14 protein-coding genes are annotated in these 22,259 nt (G+C 71.9%); 8 read left to right on the plus strand and 6 right to left on the minus strand.

What is annotated here, in order from left to right:
- Nucleotides 1-3 precede the first annotated feature (3 nt).
- Nucleotides 4-3,315 (minus strand): beta/gamma crystallin family protein, encoded by a 3,312-nt coding sequence (locus tag O0S08_RS29980; protein WP_269032766.1) that lies wholly within the window; start codon nucleotides 3,313-3,315, stop codon nucleotides 4-6.
- A gap of 93 nt (nucleotides 3,316-3,408) precedes the next feature.
- Nucleotides 3,409-5,856, minus strand: coding sequence for an FAD-binding oxidoreductase (locus O0S08_RS29985; RefSeq protein ID WP_269032767.1), 2,448 nt, complete (start codon nucleotides 5,854-5,856; stop codon nucleotides 3,409-3,411).
- A gap of 67 nt (nucleotides 5,857-5,923) precedes the next feature.
- On the opposite strand from O0S08_RS29985, the gene O0S08_RS29990 reads away from it, so the two are divergent.
- On the plus strand, nucleotides 5,924-7,405 hold the full coding sequence (locus O0S08_RS29990) for a ferritin-like domain-containing protein (protein ID WP_269032768.1): 1,482 nt from the start codon (nucleotides 5,924-5,926) through the stop codon (nucleotides 7,403-7,405).
- A gap of 148 nt (nucleotides 7,406-7,553) precedes the next feature.
- On the opposite strand, the gene O0S08_RS29995 is transcribed toward O0S08_RS29990, so the two are convergent.
- Nucleotides 7,554-7,847: a hypothetical protein gene (locus O0S08_RS29995; RefSeq protein ID WP_269032769.1), complete on the minus strand. Its 294-nt coding sequence runs from the start codon at nucleotides 7,845-7,847 to the stop codon at nucleotides 7,554-7,556.
- Nucleotides 7,848-8,119: 272 nt separating this feature from the next.
- On the opposite strand from O0S08_RS29995, the gene O0S08_RS30000 reads away from it, so the two are divergent.
- From O0S08_RS30000 to O0S08_RS30020, 5 genes are all read left to right on the plus strand, one after another.
- Entirely contained in the window at nucleotides 8,120-10,147 is a 2,028-nt protein-coding gene (locus O0S08_RS30000) for a hypothetical protein (RefSeq protein WP_269032770.1), read from the plus strand.
- Nucleotides 10,148-10,214: 67 nt separating this feature from the next.
- Complete coding sequence (locus O0S08_RS30005) at nucleotides 10,215-10,739, plus strand: hypothetical protein (protein WP_269032771.1); 525 nt, start codon at nucleotides 10,215-10,217, stop codon at nucleotides 10,737-10,739.
- 150 nt (nucleotides 10,740-10,889) lie between these two features.
- Nucleotides 10,890-11,972, plus strand: coding sequence for a hypothetical protein (locus O0S08_RS30010; protein WP_269032772.1), 1,083 nt, complete (start codon nucleotides 10,890-10,892; stop codon nucleotides 11,970-11,972).
- A gap of 324 nt (nucleotides 11,973-12,296) precedes the next feature.
- Entirely contained in the window at nucleotides 12,297-14,117 is a 1,821-nt protein-coding gene (locus O0S08_RS30015) for a trypsin-like serine protease (RefSeq protein ID WP_269032773.1), read from the plus strand.
- Nucleotides 14,118-14,604: 487 nt separating this feature from the next.
- Nucleotides 14,605-15,729 carry a hypothetical protein gene (locus tag O0S08_RS30020; protein WP_269032774.1) on the plus strand — a complete coding sequence of 375 codons (1,125 nt, stop codon included), beginning with the start codon at nucleotides 14,605-14,607 and terminating at the stop codon, nucleotides 15,727-15,729.
- On the opposite strand, the gene O0S08_RS30025 is transcribed toward O0S08_RS30020, so the two are convergent.
- The gene (locus O0S08_RS30025; protein WP_269032775.1) at nucleotides 15,704-17,620 is read right to left on the minus strand and encodes a hypothetical protein; all 1,917 of its coding nucleotides are present in this window, start codon (nucleotides 17,618-17,620) and stop codon (nucleotides 15,704-15,706) included. The genes O0S08_RS30020 and O0S08_RS30025 overlap by 26 nt on opposite strands.
- Before the next feature lie 348 nt (nucleotides 17,621-17,968).
- Between O0S08_RS30025 and O0S08_RS30030 the strand changes: the two genes are divergently transcribed.
- Nucleotides 17,969-19,243 (plus strand): tryptophan dimethylallyltransferase family protein, encoded by a 1,275-nt coding sequence (locus O0S08_RS30030; protein WP_269032776.1) that lies wholly within the window; start codon nucleotides 17,969-17,971, stop codon nucleotides 19,241-19,243.
- Nucleotides 19,244-19,282: 39 nt separating this feature from the next.
- Here the strand turns inward: O0S08_RS30030 and O0S08_RS30035 are convergent, their stop codons facing one another.
- Nucleotides 19,283-19,498, minus strand: a complete 216-nt coding sequence (locus O0S08_RS30035; RefSeq protein ID WP_269032777.1) for a hypothetical protein — start codon at nucleotides 19,496-19,498, stop codon at nucleotides 19,283-19,285.
- Nucleotides 19,499-19,573: 75 nt separating this feature from the next.
- Entirely contained in the window at nucleotides 19,574-20,881 is a 1,308-nt protein-coding gene (locus O0S08_RS30040; RefSeq protein ID WP_269032778.1) for an OmpA family protein, read from the minus strand.
- 471 nt (nucleotides 20,882-21,352) lie between these two features.
- Between O0S08_RS30040 and O0S08_RS30045 the strand changes: the two genes are divergently transcribed.
- Nucleotides 21,353-22,240 carry a hypothetical protein gene (locus O0S08_RS30045; RefSeq protein WP_269032779.1) on the plus strand — a complete coding sequence of 296 codons (888 nt, stop codon included), beginning with the start codon at nucleotides 21,353-21,355 and terminating at the stop codon, nucleotides 22,238-22,240.
- Nucleotides 22,241-22,259: the final 19 nt, after the last annotated feature.

Raw genomic sequence — 22,259 nt, forward strand, 5'->3', positions numbered from 1 at the left:
GGCTCAGTAGTCGTCGATGTGGCCGATGACCGGGACGTCGACGTGGTCGACGTGCGGCAGGGGGATGTCGACGTGGGGGATCCAGCTGCCGCCGAAGATGTCGCCCATGACGTCTGCGACCTCGTTGGCCGCGTAGCCGGCCCCCTTCAGCGCCGAGTTCACCGCGCTGTCGGTGTAGCCGCCGACGTCCTTGAGGAACTTGCCGACCTCCTCGGCCGACTTGCCGAACGTGTTCTTGAGGATCTTCGCCGCCTCGTCCGCGCCGAGGCCCAGGTACTTGACCGCCTGCTCCGCGGTGGTGCCGAACGTCTTGACCAGCCCCTTGGCGATGTCCTCGCTCTTGGCGCCGACGTCCTGGAAGAACTTCGCCGCCTCCTGCGCGACCGGGGTGACGAACTCCTTGACCCACTTGAACGCGGTGTCGCCCGCCGCCTTGAGCACCCCGAGCACCGGCCCGAGGATCTGGTCCTTGAACCACCGCGAGAACTCCTGCGCCAGGTCCTCCGCGGTCTTGAACGGCACCGACACCTGCACCGGGCCGATCGTCTTGTTCTCGTAGAGGATCGTGAACGCGAAGGCCACACCCTGCGTGAACGCGCTCTTCGAGATCGTCGTCGCCACCTGGCAGCCGACCGTCAGGCCGACCGAGCGCCCGGCGATGTCGACCTTCACGCCGATCGTCGGCCCGTAGCGCAGGTCGAACACCCCGTCCTTCAGCTTGAGCTTGGCCTGGGCGTAGATGCCCATGTTGCCGCTCTGCAGGTCGATCGAGAAGCCCGACGTGTACATCTCGGCCTTGATCGACTGCGCGTAGAGCCCGCCGACCAGCACGATCTTGCCGTCGATCGCGCCGCCCTGACGCGACGCGGTGAACTCGACGTCGACCGACGCCCCGCCCGAGCCGGCGACGTCGGTGATGGCGAGGAAGTCCATCCCGCCGGCGCTCAGCTTGATCGGGTCCAGCTTGCCCTTCAGCGCCCCGCCGCTGCCGTAGTCGACCTTGCCGTACAGCTCGGCCTTCCAGCCCCACAGGTTGACCTTGCCGCCGAGCTCGAGGCCCGGGTCGTAGGTCTTGCCGGCGATCGTGCCGCCGTTGGGCGCGACGTGGATCAGCAGGTCCTTGATCTGGACGTCGATCAGCTTGCTGGCGTCGATCGCGTCGCTGGTGAGCGCGCCGATCAGGCGCGGGATGTCGAGGCCCTCCGGGCTCTCGATGCGGAGGATCGAGTTCTGCGGGGTGCCCGGGTCGATGAGCAGGCCGATCTCGCCGCCGAGCAGGCCGTCGCCGATGTGGATCCCGCCGCGCGCGCCGATCGCCACGAACGGGAACGTCGCAGTCGCGCTGAGCTGCACGCCGAAGCCGGTGATCGTGATGCCCTTGAAGCCGAACGGATCTTTCCAGGCCCCGTCGGCGGCATCGAGCGCGCCCCACACGGTCACCTTGCCGCCTTGCCCGATCTCCCCCTCGATCCCGCCGCGCAGCTCGAGCTGCTCGTTGCCGATGTTGAGCTCGAACGTCGCGGTCAGGCCGGCGGCCACGCTCGCCGTCTGGCGATCGACGTCGACCGACAGGCTGCGGAACACCACCGCCTGGGTCCCGAGCGCCACGTTCAGCAGCAGCTCGGCCTGGACCTTGAACAGCAGCTGCGCGCCGCGGCGCGACGCGATCGACAGCACCACCGTGCGCGAGTCGAGGCCGAGCGCCGGGAAGGTCGCCTGCAGCGCGCGGAACGGCTGGAACGTGTCACCCTTGACGGTCGTGAACAGGGTGATGCCGTCGACGTAGTCGCCGAGGTCGTCGTCGCTGCCCTCGTCGTTGGCGATCACGACCACGCTGCTCGCGTACGCCTCGACGAACGGCATCACCACCGCGTCGACGATCGTCCACAGCTCGCCCGGGAGGTTCGGCTTGACCTCCTTGATCATCAGGTCGTCGAGGCCCTTCGGCGTGGCGAACTTGAACACGTAGCCGATCGGGTCGGCCTTCGAGACGGTGATCTCGAGCGGGTTCACCGACGTGCGGAACGGCGCCGAGATCGTCGCCGCGCCCTTGTAGGCGATCGACTTGTCGAACGCCGAGGCGGTGATGTCGCCGGTGAACTGGATCGGCAGGGTGAACGGCAGCGAGAACAGGTCGAACGAGACCTCGCCCAGATCCTTGAGCCGCGCCAGGTCGGCCTGCGGATCGAGCTCGGGCGGCTTGGGCGTCGGCGTCTCCGGCTTCGGCGCCTCCGGCTTCGGCGGCGTGGGCACCGGCACCGGCGTGGCGACGATCCCCTTCGTCACCACCAGGCTCGACGTCTTGTCGTTGAAGTCGCCGACGTTGCTGGTGTCGGCCGTGAAGCTGACGCTGCGCCCGCGGAAGCCCGAGTGCTCGTAGAGCGTCACGGTCAGCCCCTTGGGCACCTTCACCGAGCTCAGGGTCTCGTCGCCGATGCCGAGCTGCGCCGCCTCGTAGCGGCCCGGGGCCAGCACCTGGCTCTTCCCGGCGAAGTTGACGTCGACGTAGATCGTCGCCCCCGCGGCCTCGGGCAGGCTGACCTTCTCGACCTTCACGCTGGCCGTCTTGTCGTTGAAGCTGCCGAGCGTGGTCGCGTGGGTGGTCAGCACCAGCTTGCGCCCGGCGAAGCCCGCCTGGTCGTAGAGCGACACCTGCAGCCCCTTCGGCACCTTGACCGAGCTGATCGCCCCCTTGAACTGCAGCGCCGCCGCGTCGTGGCGGCCCTCCGCGAGCCGCTGCTCGCGCCCGCCGAAGTGGTCGTTCTCGTACAGCGCCACCCCGGCCCACGCCTCGCCGCGCTCGACGATCACGCTCGAGATCTTGTCGCTCAGCTGGCCGATGTTGGCGCTGTCGGCCGCGAACGAGACCGAGGAGCCGCGCGCCTCGGCGTCGGCGAACAGGGTCACGCGCCAGCCCTGCGGCACCTTGACCGAGCTGATCGCGTCGTCGCCGACGCCCAGCTTGGCGAGGTTGTGGTGGCCGACGCCGAGGGTCACGCTCTTGCCGGCGAAGTTCGCGTCGACGTAGAGCGTGACCCCGGTGGGCAGCCGCGCCGGCGGCTTCTCGCGCACCTCGATGCTCGACGTCTTGTCGTTGAAGTCGCCGACGTTGCTGGTGTCGGCCGAGAACGCGATCTTGCGCCCCCCGAACTTGGCGTCCTCATAAAGGATCGCCTCCATCCCCGCCGGCACCTTGAGCGAACTCAGCGCGTCGTTGCCGAGAGCCAGCTGCTTCACGTCGTAGCGACCGACGGTGAGCAGCTGGCTCTTGCCGGCGAAATTGACATGCTCGAATACTGTGACCTCGCGACCCATGGCACCCCCCTGCCCGAAGCGAGCCCGACCGTAGCAAAGCCGCGACTTTGGCGACATGCCCGAGAGGACATGTGACGGGCCACGACCGCGCGCTTATTCGCCGCGCGCGAGCGGGCGCGCGAGCGCGAGGAATTGCGCGGCGAGCCGCGACCAGCCGCCCGCGTCCGCCTCTGCAGCCGCCTTTGCGAGCTCGGTGAACGCCCGCTCCGCCAATGCATCGAGGATCGATGCGAGCCGGTCCGTGGCCATGCAATCATCGTTCGCCAGCGAGAGCGCGAGGTTGACCGCGCCGCGGCGGGCGTCGTCGTCGAGGTCGTCGAGGTCGTCGACGATCCGCCAGGCGACGAACAGGCGCTCGAGGACGCCGACGATGCGATCGCGCGCGGCGGGTCCCCCCATTCGCCAGGCGCAGAGGGCGGGCACGATCGTCCACGTGGCCATCTCTGCGCGCGCGCTCGCCAGCGCGGCTTCGAGCGCGATCGGCCCGCGCGCGCGATCGACCGCGGCGAAGTGACGATCGATCTGCGTCGCCGCGAACGCCTCCATCTCGACCTCGCCCGCGGCCAGCCGCGCCACCGCCGTCTCGAAGCGCGACCAGGCGCGCGTGCGCAGCTGCAGCAGCGCCGGCGCGCAGGCCAGCTGCCCGTCGCACAGGTGATCGTCGAGCAAGTGCAGCAGGAGCGCGAGCGACTGCCCCACCCCGGCCTCGGCGGCGAGCTCCGCAGGCAGCCCCTCGCGCAGCGACAGCAGCGACGCCCACAGCGGCGGCGGAAACTTGCGCAGGACGCCCCCCGGACCGCGCCCGCGCGCCTCGACGTCGAGGAAGGCAGCGGCCCCCGCGCGCAGCGGCGCAGGCAGGGTCGCCGCCACCGACTGCAGCGCTTCGCCGAGCTGTGCCTGCAGCTCGCGCTCGGCCGGCGTGAGCTCGACGCGGCCGAACTGCCAGCGACGACCCGAGACCGGCGCCGCCGTGCCGCCGCGGCTCGTGGCCGAGGCGGCCGCCGATGCGTCACCTGTCCCTTGGGACACTTCAAAAATTGCGCCGGAGCTGTCCGGGTCGTAGCGGCCGGGCGCGAGGATGTCGCCCGGGTCGAGCGCCCGCCGGATCTTCGCCAGCGTCGCCCGGTACACCGGATCTGTCCCGCCGGCCAGGTGCATCGACGGCAGGCCGAGGCGGTACGGCAGCAGGCCGCGCGCCGCCAGACCGCGGAGCAGGGCGTCGTGGCAGGCCAGCGCGCGCGCGTCCTCGCCGGGGCGGCGGCGGTCGAACATCAGCGCCAGCACCACGTGGATCACCCGCGGCTCGGCCCACTGCAGGCTGACGGCCGGATCGAAGCCGTGCGCGATCACCTGGTCTTCGAGCCAGGCGATCGTCGCCACCAGCTCCGCCCCGCGGGCCGGCACCACGGGCGCGCACCACAGCAGGCCGCAGCCGTCGGCCAGCGGGTCCGGCTGCGCCGGCGGCGGCTCACCGAGCGGCCAGTACAGCCGCGCCAGCGCGTCCTCGCCCGCCAGCGCGTCCGACTCGCGGGGGACGCGGGCGGTCCAGCCGTCGACATGTCCCTTCAGACATGTCTCTACCGACTCGAGCGCCGCCGCCCCGACCGCCTCGCTCGGCCCGTCGACCGTCACTTGCCCGAGCCAGCGCGCGCTCGGGCCGGCCGGGTTCTCGCGGTCGACCGCGGCCTGCGAGAGCGCCTGTCCTTCCGGACATGCCGGGCGCCGCCCCGCGATCGTCAGCAGCCGGCGATCGTTGTACAGCGAGACCGTGGCCGGCAGCGCGTCGGCCAGCTTGAGCGGGCGCAGCGCGTCGACCACCGCGGCCAGCCGCTCGCGGCGGTCGAGCGTGAACCGCAGCGCCCGCGACCACGCCGGCCGGGGCGTCAGCCACAGGGTCGCCCGCGCGACGATCCCGAGGCGTGACTGAAAGAACATGCTCTCGAGGCCAGGTCCCGCTGCCGAGCGCGACAGCCCGGCGCAGCGCGCGTCCGGCTCGCGATCGAAGCCGGTGCGCAGCAGCGAGCCGTCGGCGAGCACCACGTGGAGCCCGCACAGGCGCTCCGCGCGGGCCCCGTGGCGCCCGCGGCCGATCCCGCGCTCGAGCCCGTTGGCGAGCACGCTGGCGTCCGCCGGCGCGCCGGTGCGCGCGATCGTGAAGCCGGATCCGCGCAGCCGCTCGGCCAGCGCCGCGAACGTCACCCCGGGCTCGATCGCCACCGCGCCGAGCTCGCGATCGACCTCGCCGATCCGGTCGAGCCGCGCGAGCTCGAGGAGCACCGACCCGTCGCGCGTCGGCACCCGCGAGCCGTAGCCCAGGTTGCGCCCGCGGCTGCTCGGATACACCGGCACCCGCGCGTCCGCGGCCGCGCGCACGCACGCCTGCAGCTCCGCGAGCGTGCCTGGCCGGACCACGCAGGCCGGCGCGTTCGTGGTCGAAAACGTCGCGCGCGCGGCAGCGCGACGCGCCTCGGGATCGGCCAGCACGTGGGCCTCGCCGACGATGGTCCGAAAGGCCGCCAGCGCTCGCCACAGCTCGCTCATCCCGCCCGCATGCTAACGCATCGGCGCGGGCTTGACGGGCGCAGCGCCGCCCGCTGTGCTGAAGTCGATGATCCCTCTGCGCACGCGCCTCGACCTCGCGCCCCTGTTCGCCGCCCTCGGCTGGCTCGCCGCCTGCGGGCCGACCAAGGGCGGGACCGAATCGACCGGCGAGCCCACCGGCTCGACCACCGGCACCGGCGCGCCCACGACCGCCACGTCCGCGCCGACCACCGGCGATCCCGCCGCGTGCGCCGGCGAGCTCGCGCCGTTGATGCAGGCCCACGTCGAGCCGCCCGCGCCCTCGGGCTACGCGCGCTGCGACGACGGCATCGTCCACCGGCTCGAGAAGCTCGAGTGCCTGGCGCCGGCGACGCCCTCGAACTGTCCGGCCGACGCCTCGCCCGGCGAGTGCTTCACCGACGACGATTGCACCGAGCTGCCCTTTGGGTCATGTCGAGAGAGCGTCCTCTTCGGCGGCCTGGCCGCCACCGAGACCGGCGGCACCGGCCCGTCGTGCGTGTGCGAGTACGGCTGCCGCACCGACGCCGACTGCCCCGAAGGACAGATCTGCCGCTGCGCCGGCGACGGCCTCGGCTCCTACACCCGCTGCATCCCGGCCGGCTGCACCGCCGACGCCGACTGCCCCGGCGAGCTCTGCGGCGCCTCGCCCGGCCCGTGCTCCGACGGCCTCGTCAGCGCCGCCTGCACCACCTCGATGGACACCTGCGCCGGCGGCTCCGACTGCGAGGGCAACCTGTGCCTGCTCGAGGACGGCAAGTGGGTGTGCAACACCACCGATTGCGGCCGCCCCTTCGTCGTCGACGCGGCCCGCGTGACCGCCCCCGCGGCTCCGCGCGACGACTGGCGCGGCCTCGTCGCCGCCCCCGTCGCCGCGCCGGCCCTGCGCGCCCGCCTGCGCGACCACTGGACCGCGATCGCGCTGGCCGAGCACGCCTCGGTCGCCTCGTTCGCCGCCTTCGTCCTGCAGCTGCTGGCGGTCGGCGCCCCGCCGGCGCTGGTGAGCGACGCCCAGCGCGCGATGGCCGACGAGATCGAGCACGCGCGGATCGCCTTCGCGCTGGCCAGCCTGTACGAAGGGACAGGCGTCGGTCCCGGCTCGCTGCCCGTCGGCCGCCCGCACCTCGTCGGCGACCTCGACGCCGTGGTCGCCGCCGCGATCGCCGAGGCCTGCGTCGCCGAGACGCTCGCCGGCCTCGAGCTGCGCGAGGCCGCCGCTCGCGCCGAGGACCCCGCCCTCGCCCGCCTGCTGGCGCGGATCGCCGCCGACGAGCAGCGCCACGCCGAGCTCGGCTGGCGCTTCGTCCAGTGGGCCCTCGCCGAGGCCGGCGCCGACCGCCGCCGCGCCGAGGCCTGCTTCGCCGCCGCCGTGGCGCACACCGAAGCTGCTCTTCAGGACATGTCCTCACGGACCGGAGAGCCGGACCTGCGCGGCCACGGCGTGGTCGACGCACCGCTGCGCGCCGCGGTGTGGCGCCGCGGCCTCGACGGCCTCGTCCGCCCCGCGGCCGCCCGCCTGTGCGCCGCGTGAGCCGCCCTTCGCGGCACCCCACCCCACCCATTCGTGGTGGTCCGCCGCGGGCGACGTCCGATGATTCGCCGCTGTCCACGGCGCGGTGAATCCTCGGACAGTCCGGCGATTCGCCGCGTGCACGGGCCGTTGCCGCCACGCACGCCCGTCAGGGCGCGAGCGGGAGCGACGCGAACACCCCCTCGCCCTGCCCCGGCACCCATCCGCGGCCCAGGGCCTCGCGCGCCAGCTCGGCGACCCGTCCGGGCGTGATCGGCACGACCTCGGCGCGCCAGGCCTCCTCCACCGACACCTGCACGATCGCCCCGGTGCGCGACGCGTGGGCCAGGGTCACCGTGCATTCGTCGCAGTGCTGGCACTGCCGCCGCCCGCGCCGCCGCACCCACCAGAGCAGCTCGTGGCCGTCCACGACGATCGGTCGACTGCCGCGCCTCGCCAGCACCACCCCAGCGTGCGCCGCAGCGGCGCCGCGGTCAAGCTGCCGCGCCCTCGGGCCTCGGCGTCACGTTCCTCAGGGGCGACCGCCTCGTCGACTTCATCCAAATCGAGCACCGTCCTCGTCCTCGCGCCGCCCGTCCAGGCTGACGGGCCGTCCGGACCCCTCCTCCCGCCGCGCGCGGCCGCAACAATGTTCGCCTGGATCGGACATGCACGACGGCCGCGGATCCTTCCGGACGACCTCCGAGGCTTCGCCCGGCGGTACAATGTCCGGCGATGAGTCAGGCCCTCCACTCCTTATGGGTCGAGTTGCTCAAGGGCGAGGATCTGCGGCCGTGGATCCGCCGCGCCTTGCCCGAGCTCGCCGACATCATCCCCGCCGGTTCGGCGACCCCCAACGAGATCGCGGATCGATTGGTCGATGCGATCGGGACACGCAACCTCCACGCCCCCGTACTGCGCGCCCTGCAGGCGAAGTTCCCCGCGCGTCGAACCCAGCTCCTCGCGCTGGCCGCCCCGTTCGGCGTCGAACTGCCCCCGCCGGAGCCCGCGCTGCCATCCCCCGCACCTCGCGTGATCACCCCGTGGCTCGTGGTCGCGGCGCTCGTCCTCGGCATCGTCGCGTGGCAAGTGATCGAGCGGAGCAATGGTCCGGCGGCGGAGCCAAATACGGAGCCGCCCGCGCCGCCCCAGGATCTCCGCGGCGAACTGGCCAGGCTCTTCCAGCGCTCGCCCGACCACCTGCACCTCAACATCCCTGCCTTGCCCGCGCGGGACCTGGGCACCGTCCTCGCGCGTGCTCCCGACGATCGACACCTCCTGGCGACCCGCCTCCACATCGACGAGTCCGAGATCGTCGCCAGCAGGTCGCCCGTCGTGGCGCTCCGCGTCGAGCCGTCGCGGCGACTGGCGAGCAGCCTCGGCCTCGCCGTCAGCGATGACGAGCTCGCGGCGGCCGACATCGAGCTGCGCCTGGACGACCTCGTCGTCCGCGAAGTCGCGGGGTCTGCCCTGCGCAAGCGCATCGAGGCCGACCCGGACGTCACCGAGCAGCGCAAGCGGGGCGCCGCGCTGACCATCATCACCAGGACCTTCGAGGCCGTGCCCCAGCTCGCCTTCGCCCCGCGGCGCAGCGGCGACGCGGCGTGGCAGTCCCTGTACCAGCGGCTGACGACCGCCCGCGCGCCGGAGGTCGTCCACGACGGCCCGACCATCGTCCTCAAGGGCAACGCCGGCGCCGTGCTGGCATACGAGCTGTCTTCGGTCGAGTTTGTCGCCGCGCAGCTCGGCGACGGGAGCGACGTCCGGCTGCTGCCCGTGGTCGCAAGCGATCCGCAGGACGCCCCGGCGGTCGCCCCGCCGCGTACCGAGCCGCTGGAGCGGTTCGCATTCGCGGTCATCGCCGGCGAGCGCTACCGGCTCCACGGAAACCTGCCGGGGGCGAACGGCGCGGAGTTGGTGGCGCAGACGCTGCGGCGTGCCGGTGGTGAATCGCTCGTCGAGCTCGTGCCCGGCGAACTGACCGCCGGCGACGTGCGCCGCGCGCTCGATCAGCTCGTCGAGCGCGCACGCGCGACCCGACCCGCCTTGCTGGTCTTCTATTACTTCGGTCACGCGATGCCCGTCGGCCTCGGCCAGCAAGTCCTCGTCATGGGCGACTACACCGGCGACCTGAAGCGCGAGGTCTTCTCCGCAGCAGCCGTGACGCACCAGCTCGAGCGACCCGAGCACCCGATGCACGGCTCCAACCTCGAACAGCTCGTGCGCGTGGCCCAGGCGATCGAGACCGAGCTCCCGCCGCAGGTCCCCGGCCTCGTGACCGTCGCCGAGGTGCACCATCGCCTCGAGGAGAGCCAGATCCCCTTCGTCATCCTCGTCGATGGTTGCTACGAAGACAAAGAATTCGAGAGCATCCGCGAGCTGCTGCAACTCACCGAGTTCGGCGACTACTTCGGAACGGACGACGGCGCGACCGCCGAGCGAGAATTCCACGACAGGCTCATGCGCTACGGCGACGTCCCGACCCTGAAGGACGACGATCCCGTGATCGTCGCAGCCCGCCCTGGTCGCGCGGCCCCCGTGGTGGCCGACCCCAGACACGGATGGAGCCTCTCGCCGGGCGTCGGACCGCTCGGACGGCGCCTCTATCTCAATATCGACAGCGCGGATTCGTGGCCGGCCCTGTTGCGGACCTTGATCGATATCCAGCCGCTCGGTGAAGCGCGAATCAACGGCACGATCTCGTGGAGCGACCTTTCAGCCTTCGCAGCCCGCCTGCCACCCCAGCCAGCCGACGCGCCCTAGGCTCGGCCTCGCGCCTCCGAGCGCAGGAGCCTTCGCGCGGCGCGAACGTGCCATACTGCGACCCCGCATGAAGCAGCGCCTCGACCCCCGCCAACTCCAGGCCCACGCTCAGCGCGGCACCCCGCGCGTGCCCGAGCCGCTCGCGCGCTATCGCAGCAGTCTTGGCCGGCGCGACGGCGGCGACGACCCGTTCCCGCGCGGCCGCTATTGCCTCGACTTCGAGCTCCCGCGCGCCAGCGACGCCTGCGAGATGCGGGTCCGGGACTTCTACCAGGCGCTGCTGCCGTGGCTCGCGCACGACCTGGTCGAGCGGCCGCAGCCGTGGATCGACGTCGTCGCGCTGATCGACGAGTTGGTCACGCGCGAGGACGACTGGTACGCCTGGTCCGCCCCGTGGCCGCTGGCCGAGCTGCGCCTCGTCGTCGACGAGGTCGCCGCGCTGCTCGCCGCCCAACCCAACCCGTGCGCGCAGCAGTGGCTCGGCGACATCGACTACGAGCACCTCGGCCGCAGGTTCGCCGGGCTGCAGCAGGACCTCGCCGCGCACGCGTCCGACTGCACCGACGTCCTGATCAACGTGCACTGGTGGTGACCGCAGCACCCCGGCGGCTCCACGCTCGACGCTGCCCGTTCAACCTGTCCCGAGGGACATCCTATCAATCGCTCCTCGGCACGCCCCACCCACGCGATGCCGACCGCCCTGCCCTTTCTCGCGCGATTTTCTGTTAGCCTCGCCGCCGCAGTGTCGACGACCGCCGCACCCGCCAGCTCCGCCCGCCAGCGGCTCGCGCGGGTGCTGCTCGTCCTCGCCGCGATCGTCGCCGGCCTCGCCACCTACGGCCTCGGCAACGGCGGCACCTTCTACTTCCGCCTGGCGGCCGCACCGTTCGCGCCCGCCGAGCACGGCCCCTACTACCGCGAATCGCTGCTGCACGTCGGCCTCGCCCGCGCCCTCGGCCTCACCGGCGACATCGACGTCTTCCGCTTCTTCGTCCTGAGCTTCTTCTGGCTCGGCCTCGCCCGCCTCGTCGTCGTCGCCTCGCGCCGTCTGTCTCTCGCCGACCTCGCCCTCGTCGTCCTGGTCGCGACCTTCCACCCTGCGGCGATGATCGCCCACAGCTGGACCTGTCACCCGGACGCCCTCACCTACCTCCTGACCATCACCCTGTTGTTCGCGCGCCACCCTCTCGCGTGCGCAGGGATCGCCGCCCTCGGCGCGTGGACCCACCTGCCCATGTGGCTCGTCCTGTGCGCCAGCGCGATCGTCCTGTGGTTCGCCTTCGCCGAGCCGCGCGCCCGCCCGCGCGCCCTCGCGGTCCTCGCTGGCCTCCTCGTCGGCGCCGTCACCTGCAAGCTCGCCCTGCACCTCTGCGGGATCGGCCTCGCCGAGGATCGCTTCGCCGCCGCCGCCGCGCACCCGCTCCCCGTCCTCCTCCGCTACTGGACCGATCCCGGCTGGCCGATCCTCTACACCCTCTCCTTCGCCCACTTCGTCTGGCTGCCCTCCCTCCTGCTCGTGCTGCGTCGCCTCGCGCCGCGGGCCGTCCTCGGCCTCCTCATCACCCAGGCGCTCGCTCTCGGCGCGACCTTCTTCACCGAGGACACCACGCGGGTGTTCGCCTTCCTCGCCTTCGGCCCGCTGATCTACGGCCTCGTACGCGCGCTCGAGGTCCCCGCGCCGCACCGCGCTTACTACCTGCGCCCGCTCGTCCTCGTCGGCGTCCTCGTCACCCTCGCCGCCCCGAAGACCTTCGCCTGGAAGGGCCGCCTGCACGACCTCGACGCCCCGCGGGCCCACCTGCGGAGCCTCCTCTCGCCGCGCTGACGCAGCCCCTGTGCTGCTCCGGGTCTCGCTCGGCGCAGCCAGGGGATCGACCGAGCCACCTCGCGTCGATGCGCGCCGGCGACCGCGAAAAAAATCTTCGCCGCGCCGGGAAGATGCAGCCCGCCCGGCGTTGACCCGGCGAACCAGGACCGAGCCCCGCCGACCGCCGCGTCGCGCCGGCTTCGGCTCGCAGGGCCGCTCCTCTTCGGGAGCGCCACTCACGATCCCGACCCGCGCCTGCGCCCGCAGCGTCACGGCCGGCGGTGCACGTGTCCACTTCACCATGTCCGAACAATCATGTCCGAAAGCGCACGAGCAATTGTCATGAACTCCCGCATCATCCTCCCCACCGCCATCCTCCTCGCCTTCCCCGCCTGCGACGACCCCGACGACCTGAGCGCCGGGGAGGCCCTCGAGCTCGAGAACGACGAGGCCGACGACCAGGCCGACGGCGGCTTCGCCTCGACCGGCGGCCTCGACCTCGCCGCCGCCCTCCGGCCGCAGAGCATCGTCGGCGGCGGCCCGGCCAGCGAGGGCGAGTATCCCTTCATGGTCTCGCTCAACCGCCCCGGCTTCGGCCACTTCTGCGGCGGCAGCCTCGTCGCCCCGAGCTGGGTCTTGACCGCAGCGCACTGCGTCGAAGGTCGCGCGCCAGGCAGCTTCACCACCGTCATCGGCCGCACCGATCTCCTCAACACTGCGACCGGCGAGACCCGCAACGTCACGCGGATCGTCGTCCACCCGCGCTACGAGACCGAGGCCGGCGACTCCGACAACGACCTCGCGCTGCTCGAGCTGTCTTCGCCGTCGACGCGCACCCCGCTCGAGCTGGCCGCGCCGCACACCGGCAGCGACCGGATCTCGTGGATGCCGAACGCCCTCGCCACCGTGATCGGCTGGGGCGATCTGTGGGAGCTCGGCCCGAGCACCAACCACCTGCAGGAGGTCCAGGTGCCGGTCCTCACCGACACCTACGCCGCCCAGGCCAGCGTCTACGGCGGCCGCTACAACCCGGCCGTCCACGTCGCCGCCGGTCCAACCGCCGGCGGCAAGGACTCCTGTCAGGGCGACAGCGGCGGCCCGCTCATGGCCTGGACCGCCACCGGCCTGCAGCAGTTCGGCGTCGTCAGCTGGGGCGATGGATGCGCCCGTCCCGGCAAGCCCGGCATCTACACCAAGATCAGCAGCCAGCGGCTGCATCGATGGCTGCGCAGCGTCATCCACGAGACCCCCGCCGTCGGCGACGTCAACGGCGACGGCCGCGACGACATCATCACCTTCACCCACGGCGACTCGGGCACGGGGCCGCTCGACGTCTACGTCGCCCTCTCCAACGGCAGCAGCTTCGGCGCCGGCCAGCTATGGCAGGACTGGTTCGCCCACCGCGGCCACGCCGGCGCCGTCGGCGACTTCAACGGCGACGGCCGCGACGACATCTGGGCCTTCACCGAGAGCCAGGTGTGGGTCGCCCTTTCGCGCGGCTACGACTTCAACGGCAGCATCTACAACAGCAGCGTCGGCACCGCCGACATCGACGACATCGGCCGCGTCGCCGACGTCAACGGCGACGGCCGCGAGGACGCCGTCCTGTTCGCCGCCGACGGCACCGGCGACGTCCACGTCATGCTCTCGACCGGCGCGGGCTTCGGCGCCAGGACCAAGTGGCACGAGTACTTCGCCCCCGAGGGCGAGACGCCGATGCTCGCCGACTTCAACGCCGACGGCCGCGCCGACCTCGTCACCTTCACCCAGGGCATGAACGGCGCCCAGGCCGTCGTCGCCCTCTCCAACGGCTCGAGCTTCGGCGCCGCCGCGGTGTGGAACACCTGGTTCGCCCCCGCCGGCGAGGTCCCCGCGGTCGGCCGCTTCAACGCCGACGCTCGCGCCGACATCGCCACCTTCGATCGCTTCTACAACGTCTACGTCGGCACCTCGAACGGCGCGAGCAACTTCGCCTCCGCCCTGTGGAGCTCGTCCTTCGGCGACTGGAACGACACCCTGACCGCCGGCGACGTCAACGGCGACGGCCTCGATGACATCATCGCCTTCACGCAGGACCAGAACGCCGACGTGTGGGTCGCCCTGTCCAACGGCGCCAACGCCTTCGGCGCCCCGTACATCGCCCACAACTTCTTCGCCCCGTGAGCGCCTGACCGCGACCCGGCCCCGCGTCCCGCGACGCGGGCTGTGGACGCGCAATCCCATGACCACGCCGAGACCCGCGTCCCGCGACGCGGGCACTTTGTCTTGGCCGGTCACGACCTCGCGTCCACGACGACCCTCGCGTCGCGCCCGCTGCCGGGCGAAGCTCCGTCGCGTCCCGTCGACTTCTTGCTCTACACATTGGCGACTCCCGCGTCGCACATTTCAATGCCGTGAGCGTATGCGACCTCACGCGCTCGAGCGACCCGCGCCTCGTCCCGGTCGCCGCGGACAGCCGTCACCGACATGTCCCTCGAGACATCTTTCGTTCCGCGCGCCCGTACGCGCCCGCAGGAGCGCCTGCGCGAGCTCGTCCCCGCGCGAGCGAGCGCCTCGCGCGGCGATCGCCCCCGCGCGAATCCCACGCGCGGCTCGCTGCTTCGCCCCGGAGCGCAGTGCCCGCGGAGCGGTCCTCGGCTACAAGCGACGCATGCCACTTACGCATCGCTTCCCCCTCCCCCTTTCCCTCTGCCTGCTCCTCGCCGCCTGCACCGACCCGGGCTCGACCACCGACGGCAGCTCGACCGACGCCGGACCGACGACCACCACGACCGCTCCGTCGACCACCGTCGACGAGCCGACAACCACGACCGGCGTCGACACCACCACCGGCGACACCGCCACCACCGTCGCCACCACCGTCGACACCACCGGCGAGACCACCACTGTCGATACCACCGGCGTCGACACCACTTCGGCGGGCCAGGAGTGCCCGCCGGTGAGCGGCACCTTCGGCCCCGCCGGCGGCGAGCTCTCGCTGTGCGGCGCCACCCTGCGCGTCCCCACCGACGCAGTCGCCGAGGACGTCGTGTTCGGCATCGAAGTCGTCGATCCGCCCGTCGACCCGCCGTTCGAGCAGGAGTTCGCCTCGCCGGTGTTTCGCTTCACTCCGGACGACGTCGCCTTCGCTCAGCCGGTCGAGCTGATCTTGCCGCGCCCCGTCACCGACGCTCGGATCTCCCTCGGCCGCTACGCCCCCGAGGACGACGCGTTCTGGATCGTCGAGGCCTGCAAGGTCACCGACACCACGATCTCCCAGAGCTTCTTCCAGCTCGGCACCTTCGCCGCCCTGCGCGGCACCTACGACTATCCGGACAGCACCTCCGGCCTCGGCGACGGCAGCGTCGAGCTCGAGATCCTCGGCACCACCGCGACCTTCCCGATCGACATGAGCGGCTTCGGCATCTACGCCGACGCCGAGGACGGCAGCCGCACCGTCACCGTCAAGACCATGCGCGAGATCGACGACGGCCTCGAGTCGCTGCGCATCGACTTCGCGGTCGACAGCTCCGGCGACATCGCCAGCCTGATCGCCGTCGAGTGGCTCTCCACCGCCAACGGCGGCGGCGGCTACACGTACATCGCCGATCTCATCGGCTCCGACGGCGTCATCACCCTCACCGACAACGCCGACAATCACTTCGCCGGCGAGCTCGGCGCCAACGTCCACGGCGGCAACCCGCCCCACGACGAGCCGCTCCACGCGACCTTCGACTTCACCGTCGAGAAATACACCTTCCCGCCCGAGCTCAGCTGCTTCGGCGGCGGCGGCTGACCTTTCGGCCAGCTCGCCCCGCTGTCGGCGTCGCGGCCGGCTCCTCGGTCGCGCGGTCCTCCCGCGCGGCCGAGCCACCCGCCGCGGCCGCCGAGTCGAGCAACGCCGCCACCTCGTACTCGCCGAGGCAGCCCGCGCCGGCCGTCACGAGCACCCGGCGCATCGAATCGTAGGCGAGCGCGGCGATGCCGTCGGCCGACTCGAGCGTCGCCAGACGCTGCCACACGCCCGCGCCGCGATAGACGTACAGCCACGGCTCCGGGGCGTAATCGGGGTAGCCGACCAGGAACAGCGTCGCTGACGCCGAATCGAACGCGAGCAGCAGCGCCCCGCCGAGCAGGGACTGCACGCCGTCGCCGAAGTCCGCGGCGAAGCTCGCCCACTCCTCGCCGTCGCACTCGTATGTCTTCGGGCTGGCGACGTAATTCTTGAGCGTGCCGCCGACGACGATCCACGCCCCGCGCGAGCGATCGAACGCCACCTTGGCCTCCGTGGCGGCCGGCGCCGCGCCCTTCGCCGGCACCTCGGCCCACCGCTCGCCATCGAACAGCCACGTGTCGCCGAGGCGCTTGGCGCCGCGCACCGGCTCGCCGCCGACGAGGAAGATCCGCCCGTCTCCGTCGCTGCCGACATTCGTGGTGTCGCGCTCGACGAACTGCGCCGGCCCCTCCGCGACGCGCTGCCAACATTCGCCGGCGAGGCGAAACAGCTCCCCCGAGAACCCCACCGCGAAGCAGCCGCCCGCGTCCGCGACCAGCGCGAGCGCCGGGGGCGACGGCGCCAGCAGCTGCAGCTCGCCCTCGACCAGGGCCGAGACCGCCGCCGACTTGTAAGGCCGCTGCGCTGCGCGCGAGAAGTCGCCGTGAGGGGACCCCTGCGTGCCCCAGAACAGCACAGGGCCGCCGGTGCTCGCCGCCGCGATCGCGGGCACCGGTTGGCCTGCCGGCACCAGCCGCTCCCCGTCGTACCGCGCCAGCGTCGTCGCCACCGTGCCCGGGCCGAACCACGGGCCGTAGACGAACGTGGTGTCTCGATCGCCGTCGTACGCGGCCCCGCCGTACGCTTCGAGGGCGCCAGCCTCGCGCCGCGACCAGCCGTCGTCGCCGAGCTCCCACAACAATGCCTCGTGATCTCGCGTCGACCGTTGGTTGTGCAGATACAGCAGATCCCCGCCGCGCGGCGCCTGGGCGAGCGTGTTGGGCTTCCACGGCAACGTCGGCAGCTCGCCGAGCGCGTGCCAGGCCCGCCCGTCCCAGCCGTGCGTCGCGCAGGTGTCGTTGTCGATGAACACCGCGAGCTCGCGCCGCCCGTCCCAGCCCGCATACGTCTCGTACGTCCCGGCCTCCGCGAGCGGCGACCCGACGTCGCGCCACACGCCGTCGACGCCGAGCTCGCGCACGGTCAACCCGCCGCGGGTCTTTCGCTGCGCCTCGATCTCCAGGCTCATGTCCCGCTGACCGACGAAGTGCACGAGCACGCCGCGCGCCGGGTCGAACACGAAGCTGTCGCTCGAGGCGACCTGGATCCCGTTCTCCTGCGCCACGGGCTCGAACGTGCGGCCGTTCCACGCTCCCAGCAGCAGACCGGCGCCGAAGCCGTCGGCGTAGGTCGAGAACAGCCACACCGGCGCCTCGCGGGCGGTGTCGAAGTAGAACGCCTGAGTGTGCAGATACGACGCGGGGAACTTGGGCGGCAGGCCGAGCACCTCGTTGGCCCCGACCAGCGTACCGGCGCCGTCGGCCCCGACGCGCCAGAGCTGCTGCCGGCCGAGGACGAGCAGCCACAGCTGCTTCTCGCTCGGGTGCCAGAGCAGGAGGTGCGGATGTCCCGGCGATGCGGGCACAGGGGGCAACGTCGCGGTCCGCAGCGTGCGAGCGGTCAGGGTCGTCATGCGCGCCGCGCAGGATAAGCGAACGGCGCCCGCCACGGCGCGGATTCGCGACCCCTTTAAAAAGGGGGGGCGCTCGTCACCGCCGCCCGGTTCGGTCCGCAAGGACGCCATGGATCGATCATAGGACCACACTCGCGCCTCAAAGCGACGGGATCGAGACATCCACGAGAGCCCCTACCGATGGCGGCACGCCTGGTGGCGACGGCAGTGAGGGCAAGGATGCGAGCGCGCCCCCGATCGTGCACGCCTGCGTCCATGGCGCGAGCTCGGGCCAGCGCCGTCGAGTACGCGCGACGACGTCGTGTGCAGGCTCTGCGACAAGCCGGTACCTGGCCCATGGAGGCTCCGATGAGCCCGCTGCCGAATCGCGTGCGACGGCGTGTAACGTCCGAGCCGCGCGCGCGTGAACCCGCCCCATTCATCCAGGCGCGCCACCTGCGAATGGCCCCGCTGGGGCGAACGGATGGGCCTCCGGTGATTGATATTGAGCCGGCGCGCTATCAACAGTCATTTCTCACCACACCGCTGAGACCGCGCGCTTCCTCTTCACCAGAGCCCGTGGTAGAGTCCCACCCTCGTCAGCATTGGAAAACCGCGGAGCGCGACATCATCCGACTCCGACCGAAGCACGAATACAAGCTTCATTCGACCCGCGCGGGGTTGTACGGACTTATGGGAAATTCGAGCGAGAATGACCTGTCATTGCTTCGGCTCGGGCGAGCTCAACTCGGCTCTCTATGTCGCGCCTTGAACCTGGCAGATCGAGCGGACGAGCTCTTCGAGCCCATGACATTCGTCCTGGGGCCGCACGCCGACCACGACCGACGTGAAGGGGTGCGCTTCCCATCGGACGTCTCGGACGATCACACGCCGTTCGAATTCTCGGTCTCCCTCGCCGGACGCGAGCAACAGCTGCGGGTCTTGATGGAGACGCCGGGCCCGGACGCCACCCTGGCGACCACGCACACCGCCTGCGTGGCGATGACGGAGCAGCTCGTGCGGCGGCTGAATCTTCGCGCCGAGCGCCTCCGGCGGGTGGAAGACCTGTTTCAGTCGACTGCCCCATCGGGCAGGTTCTCGCGCTGGCACGCGCTCGAGTTTTCCCCTGGCCGCCCGATCTCCGTGAAGGTGTACTTCAATCCCCAGCTCCACGGACGCGAGTGCGCAGGCGAGGTCGTCGAGGCCGCGTTGCGCCGACTCGGCCGCCCGGACGCGTGGGACGAGGTCGTGCGGCGGGCGGCCCGGGGCGAGGCCGACGAGCTGACGTACTTCTCGCTCGATCTCGACGACAGCCCCACGACGCGCGCCAAGGTCTACGTCCGCCACCACCACGCCACGGCCGAGGAGATCGAGGCCACCCTGGCCGGCACGCGCGAGTACAGCCCCGGGAGCGCGTCGGCGTTCTGTCGGGCGATGCTCGGCTCGGCGCGGCCGTTCGGCGCCAGGCCGGTGTTCACCTGTCTGTCGTGGGTGGAGGGGGTGCCCGGGCCCAAGCCCACGATCTACGCACCGGTCGCCGGCTATGCGCGGGATGACGCGGACGTCCGCGACCGCGTCCTGAGCTTCATGCGTGCCGCCGGGCTGCCGTCCGATGCCTACGAGCGAATGCTCGCTCCGCCTTGAGTTCGACCATCGTTCGCGTCATCGTGTGCCTCGCTGATTTCACGGTTCAAGCCCGCCGGCCGCGTTCCGTGACGGCAACACGGAGTAGGCCTCGGGCGACAGGTAGATGGTCATGAGCACGACGTCTTCACCGAGTCGACCACCAAGGCGCTCGACGCCATCAGCTACGAACCAGCGATGTACGAAGAGGCGCTCACCCTGGTGCATCGCTCGTTCGACCATCTGACGCGGTTCGCCGCGCACCTCGAGGCCCATCGCGCGGGTCGGGGCGAGGTGCGACAGCCATGAGCGAGCGTACTCGTCGCTCGCCGAATCATCACCCGCCAATCATCACTGCACCAGGATCAGGAACTCGATGCGGCGATTCTTCGCGCGACCGGCCGCGGTGCGGTTGGTGTCGAGCGGCTCGTCGGGCCCGGCCCCGCGGGTGGTGAGGCGCGCCGCGTCGACGCCGTGCTCGACCAGGTAGCGGCGGACCGACTCGGCGCGGCGGCGCGACAGGTCGCGGTTGTACTCGATCCCGCCGGTGCTGTCGGTGTGGCCGGAGATCTCGATTTTCAGGCTCGTGTGCTCCTTCAGCACGCTGACGGCCCGATCGAGCACCGGCCGCGAGCGCGGCTTGATCGTGTCCCTGTCGAGGTCGAAGTAGATCCCGCGAATCACGCCGATGATCGGCCGCACCGGCTCGAGGTCGTCGGGGCAGCCGTCGTCGTCGCGGAGCCCGTTGCGGGTCTCGGGCTCGTGAATGCACTGATCGACGTCGTCGAAGATCCCGTCGCCGTCGCTGTCCGGGATCGGGCAGCCGTCGGGCGCGACGCCGGGGACGTCGGGGCAGCGGTCGCGGCTGTCCAAAAAGCCATCTCCGTCGCGGTCCCGCTCGGGGCACCCGTCCGGCGCGATCCCGGGGACGTCGGGGCAGAGGTCGCGGCTGTCCAAAAAGCCATCTCCGTCGCGGTCCCGCTCGGGGCACCCGTCCGGCGCGGTCCCGGGCTCGAACGGGCAGGCGTCGCCGCGGTCGAGGAAGCCGTCGCCGTCGCTGTCCTTCTCCGGCCGCCGCGTCGGCGACTTGCGCCCCAGCAGCGCCGACACTCCGAGCTGGATCTCCGGGTAGCTGACCGCGCCCGCGTCGACCCGCCGCCGCGCCGCCACCACGTCGCGCACGTCGAGCCGCAGCAGCGCGCGGTGCGACAGGAACAGCTTGACCCCGCCGCCGAAGTGCACGGATTGATCGATGTCGTGCCCGAGCGCGCCGGTGGTGCCGAGGCCCCCGCCGCCGACCAGCACGAACGGCGCGACGCGCCAGAACGGCAGCTGCGCGATCAGGTTGCCGCGGAAGTTGAAGAGGATCGCGCGGTCCCGCGGCTGGCCGTCGATGACGATCCGCGTCGGCATCGCGGCCGCCTCGATCTCACCGCCGAGGAACGCCAGCGGATAGAAGCCGAAGCGCCCGCCGAACTGCGGCGCCGCGGTCCGGTACGGCTTGAAGAACATCGACGCGGGATCGCCGTCCTGCAGCGACGCCAGCTGTCGGTGCGGATCGAACAGCTCGTGGGCGCCGCCTCCGGTGAAGAACACCCCCGCGAAGGCGCCCAGCTCGAAGGTGTTGCGCTCGGGCCGGCAGCGGCGGATCCACGCCACCTCGCGCGCGTCCTGGCAGCGACTGCCGGCTGCTGCGGGAGAGGATGGAACGGGAGTCGCCGCGGTCGTGGTCAGGACGGCAGGCGCCGGCGCAGGACCCTCGGAAGGCGCGTGCGAGGGATCCCGGGCGGCCGCGCTCGCAGGGAGCACGGCGAGGAGCGCGGCGGCGAACGGACCGAGACAGCGGGCGAGGTTCATGGCGGCCGGTGAAGTACCGACCTCCGGCGAGTCGATCGGTCGCCTCGCGCCGATTGTTCGCGGCGTGAAGTCGCGCCGACCGCAGACCATTCGTGCGAACCATGAAGCCCCCCGGCGCTGCGGTGACCGTCCTCGGCCGCGGCATCACGTTCATGCGTTGCGGACCTCCCCGAGACCTCGGCGCCCACGGTCCGGTGGAACCTCTCCGCGGCCCGCTTGTCCCCCGCTCGCATGCGAGTCCTCCCGCTCCTCGCTCTGGGTCTCCTCGGCTGCGTGACGCGTCCCCCACCCGCGCAGCCGCCGACGACCGTCCCGCCGCCGGCCCCCATTTGTGCCTCCTCGCCGTCGACGGCGCCCGCGTCCCCGGAGCCGGCGCCGTCGCTACCCGAGACCGAGCCGGCCTGGTCGCTCACGCAGGCCGATGTCCTCCTCCAGCTCGAGGAGGAGCCGACCTTTGCGGTCGGCTCGGCCATCGACCCGGCTCATCCGTACGGCCGCGTGCCGAGCTTCACGCTCTACCGCGACGGCACCGTCCTCTTCCAGGACGGCTCGCGGCACCGACGCGGCCTGTTGCAGTATCACATGTTCGAACGGGTCGCCGAGGACCACCTCGAGCACGTGCGGCAGCTCGGCGTGACGCGACTGCACAGCCACGAAGACGATTGCATCCCCAGGGGGCGCACGCAGCTCTGCGTCGCCGACGCGAGCGTGCTGATCCTGCGCGCCCGCCTGCCCGACGGCAGCGTCCGCGAGCTCCGCAACTACAACGGCTTCGAGCCCAAGCTCCCCGCCCCGCTCCACGCGATCTACGATCGGATCGCAAGGCTCTCCCAGCCGCGGGGAGGCGCCGACCATTATCTGCCGCACGCCGCGACCCTCTTCGTCCACCGCGCTCGCCCGCCGTCCGAGCTCGACGCCGCAGTGATCGCCCGCGCGCGCCCGTGGCCGCTCGGCCCTGAATTGCTGGCCCGCGCCCTGGCGTCCGGCGTGGAGGTGCTCGCGGTCCCGGAGATCCGGACGATGTTCGCCGCGACCGGCACCAACTCGCCGCAAGACGTCCTGTTCATCCTCGGCGAGGACCTCGTCCACGCGACGATGATCCCGTGGCTCCCCGGCCAGGATCACCGCGCCGCGATCGCCCAGCGGCCCCGCGACGCATGAAGGTGAGACCTCGAGTGAG

Origin of the sequence: Nannocystis punicea (assembly GCF_026965555.1) — a bacterium.
GTDB classification, from domain to species: domain Bacteria; phylum Myxococcota_A; class Polyangia; order Nannocystales; family Nannocystaceae; genus Nannocystis; species Nannocystis punicea.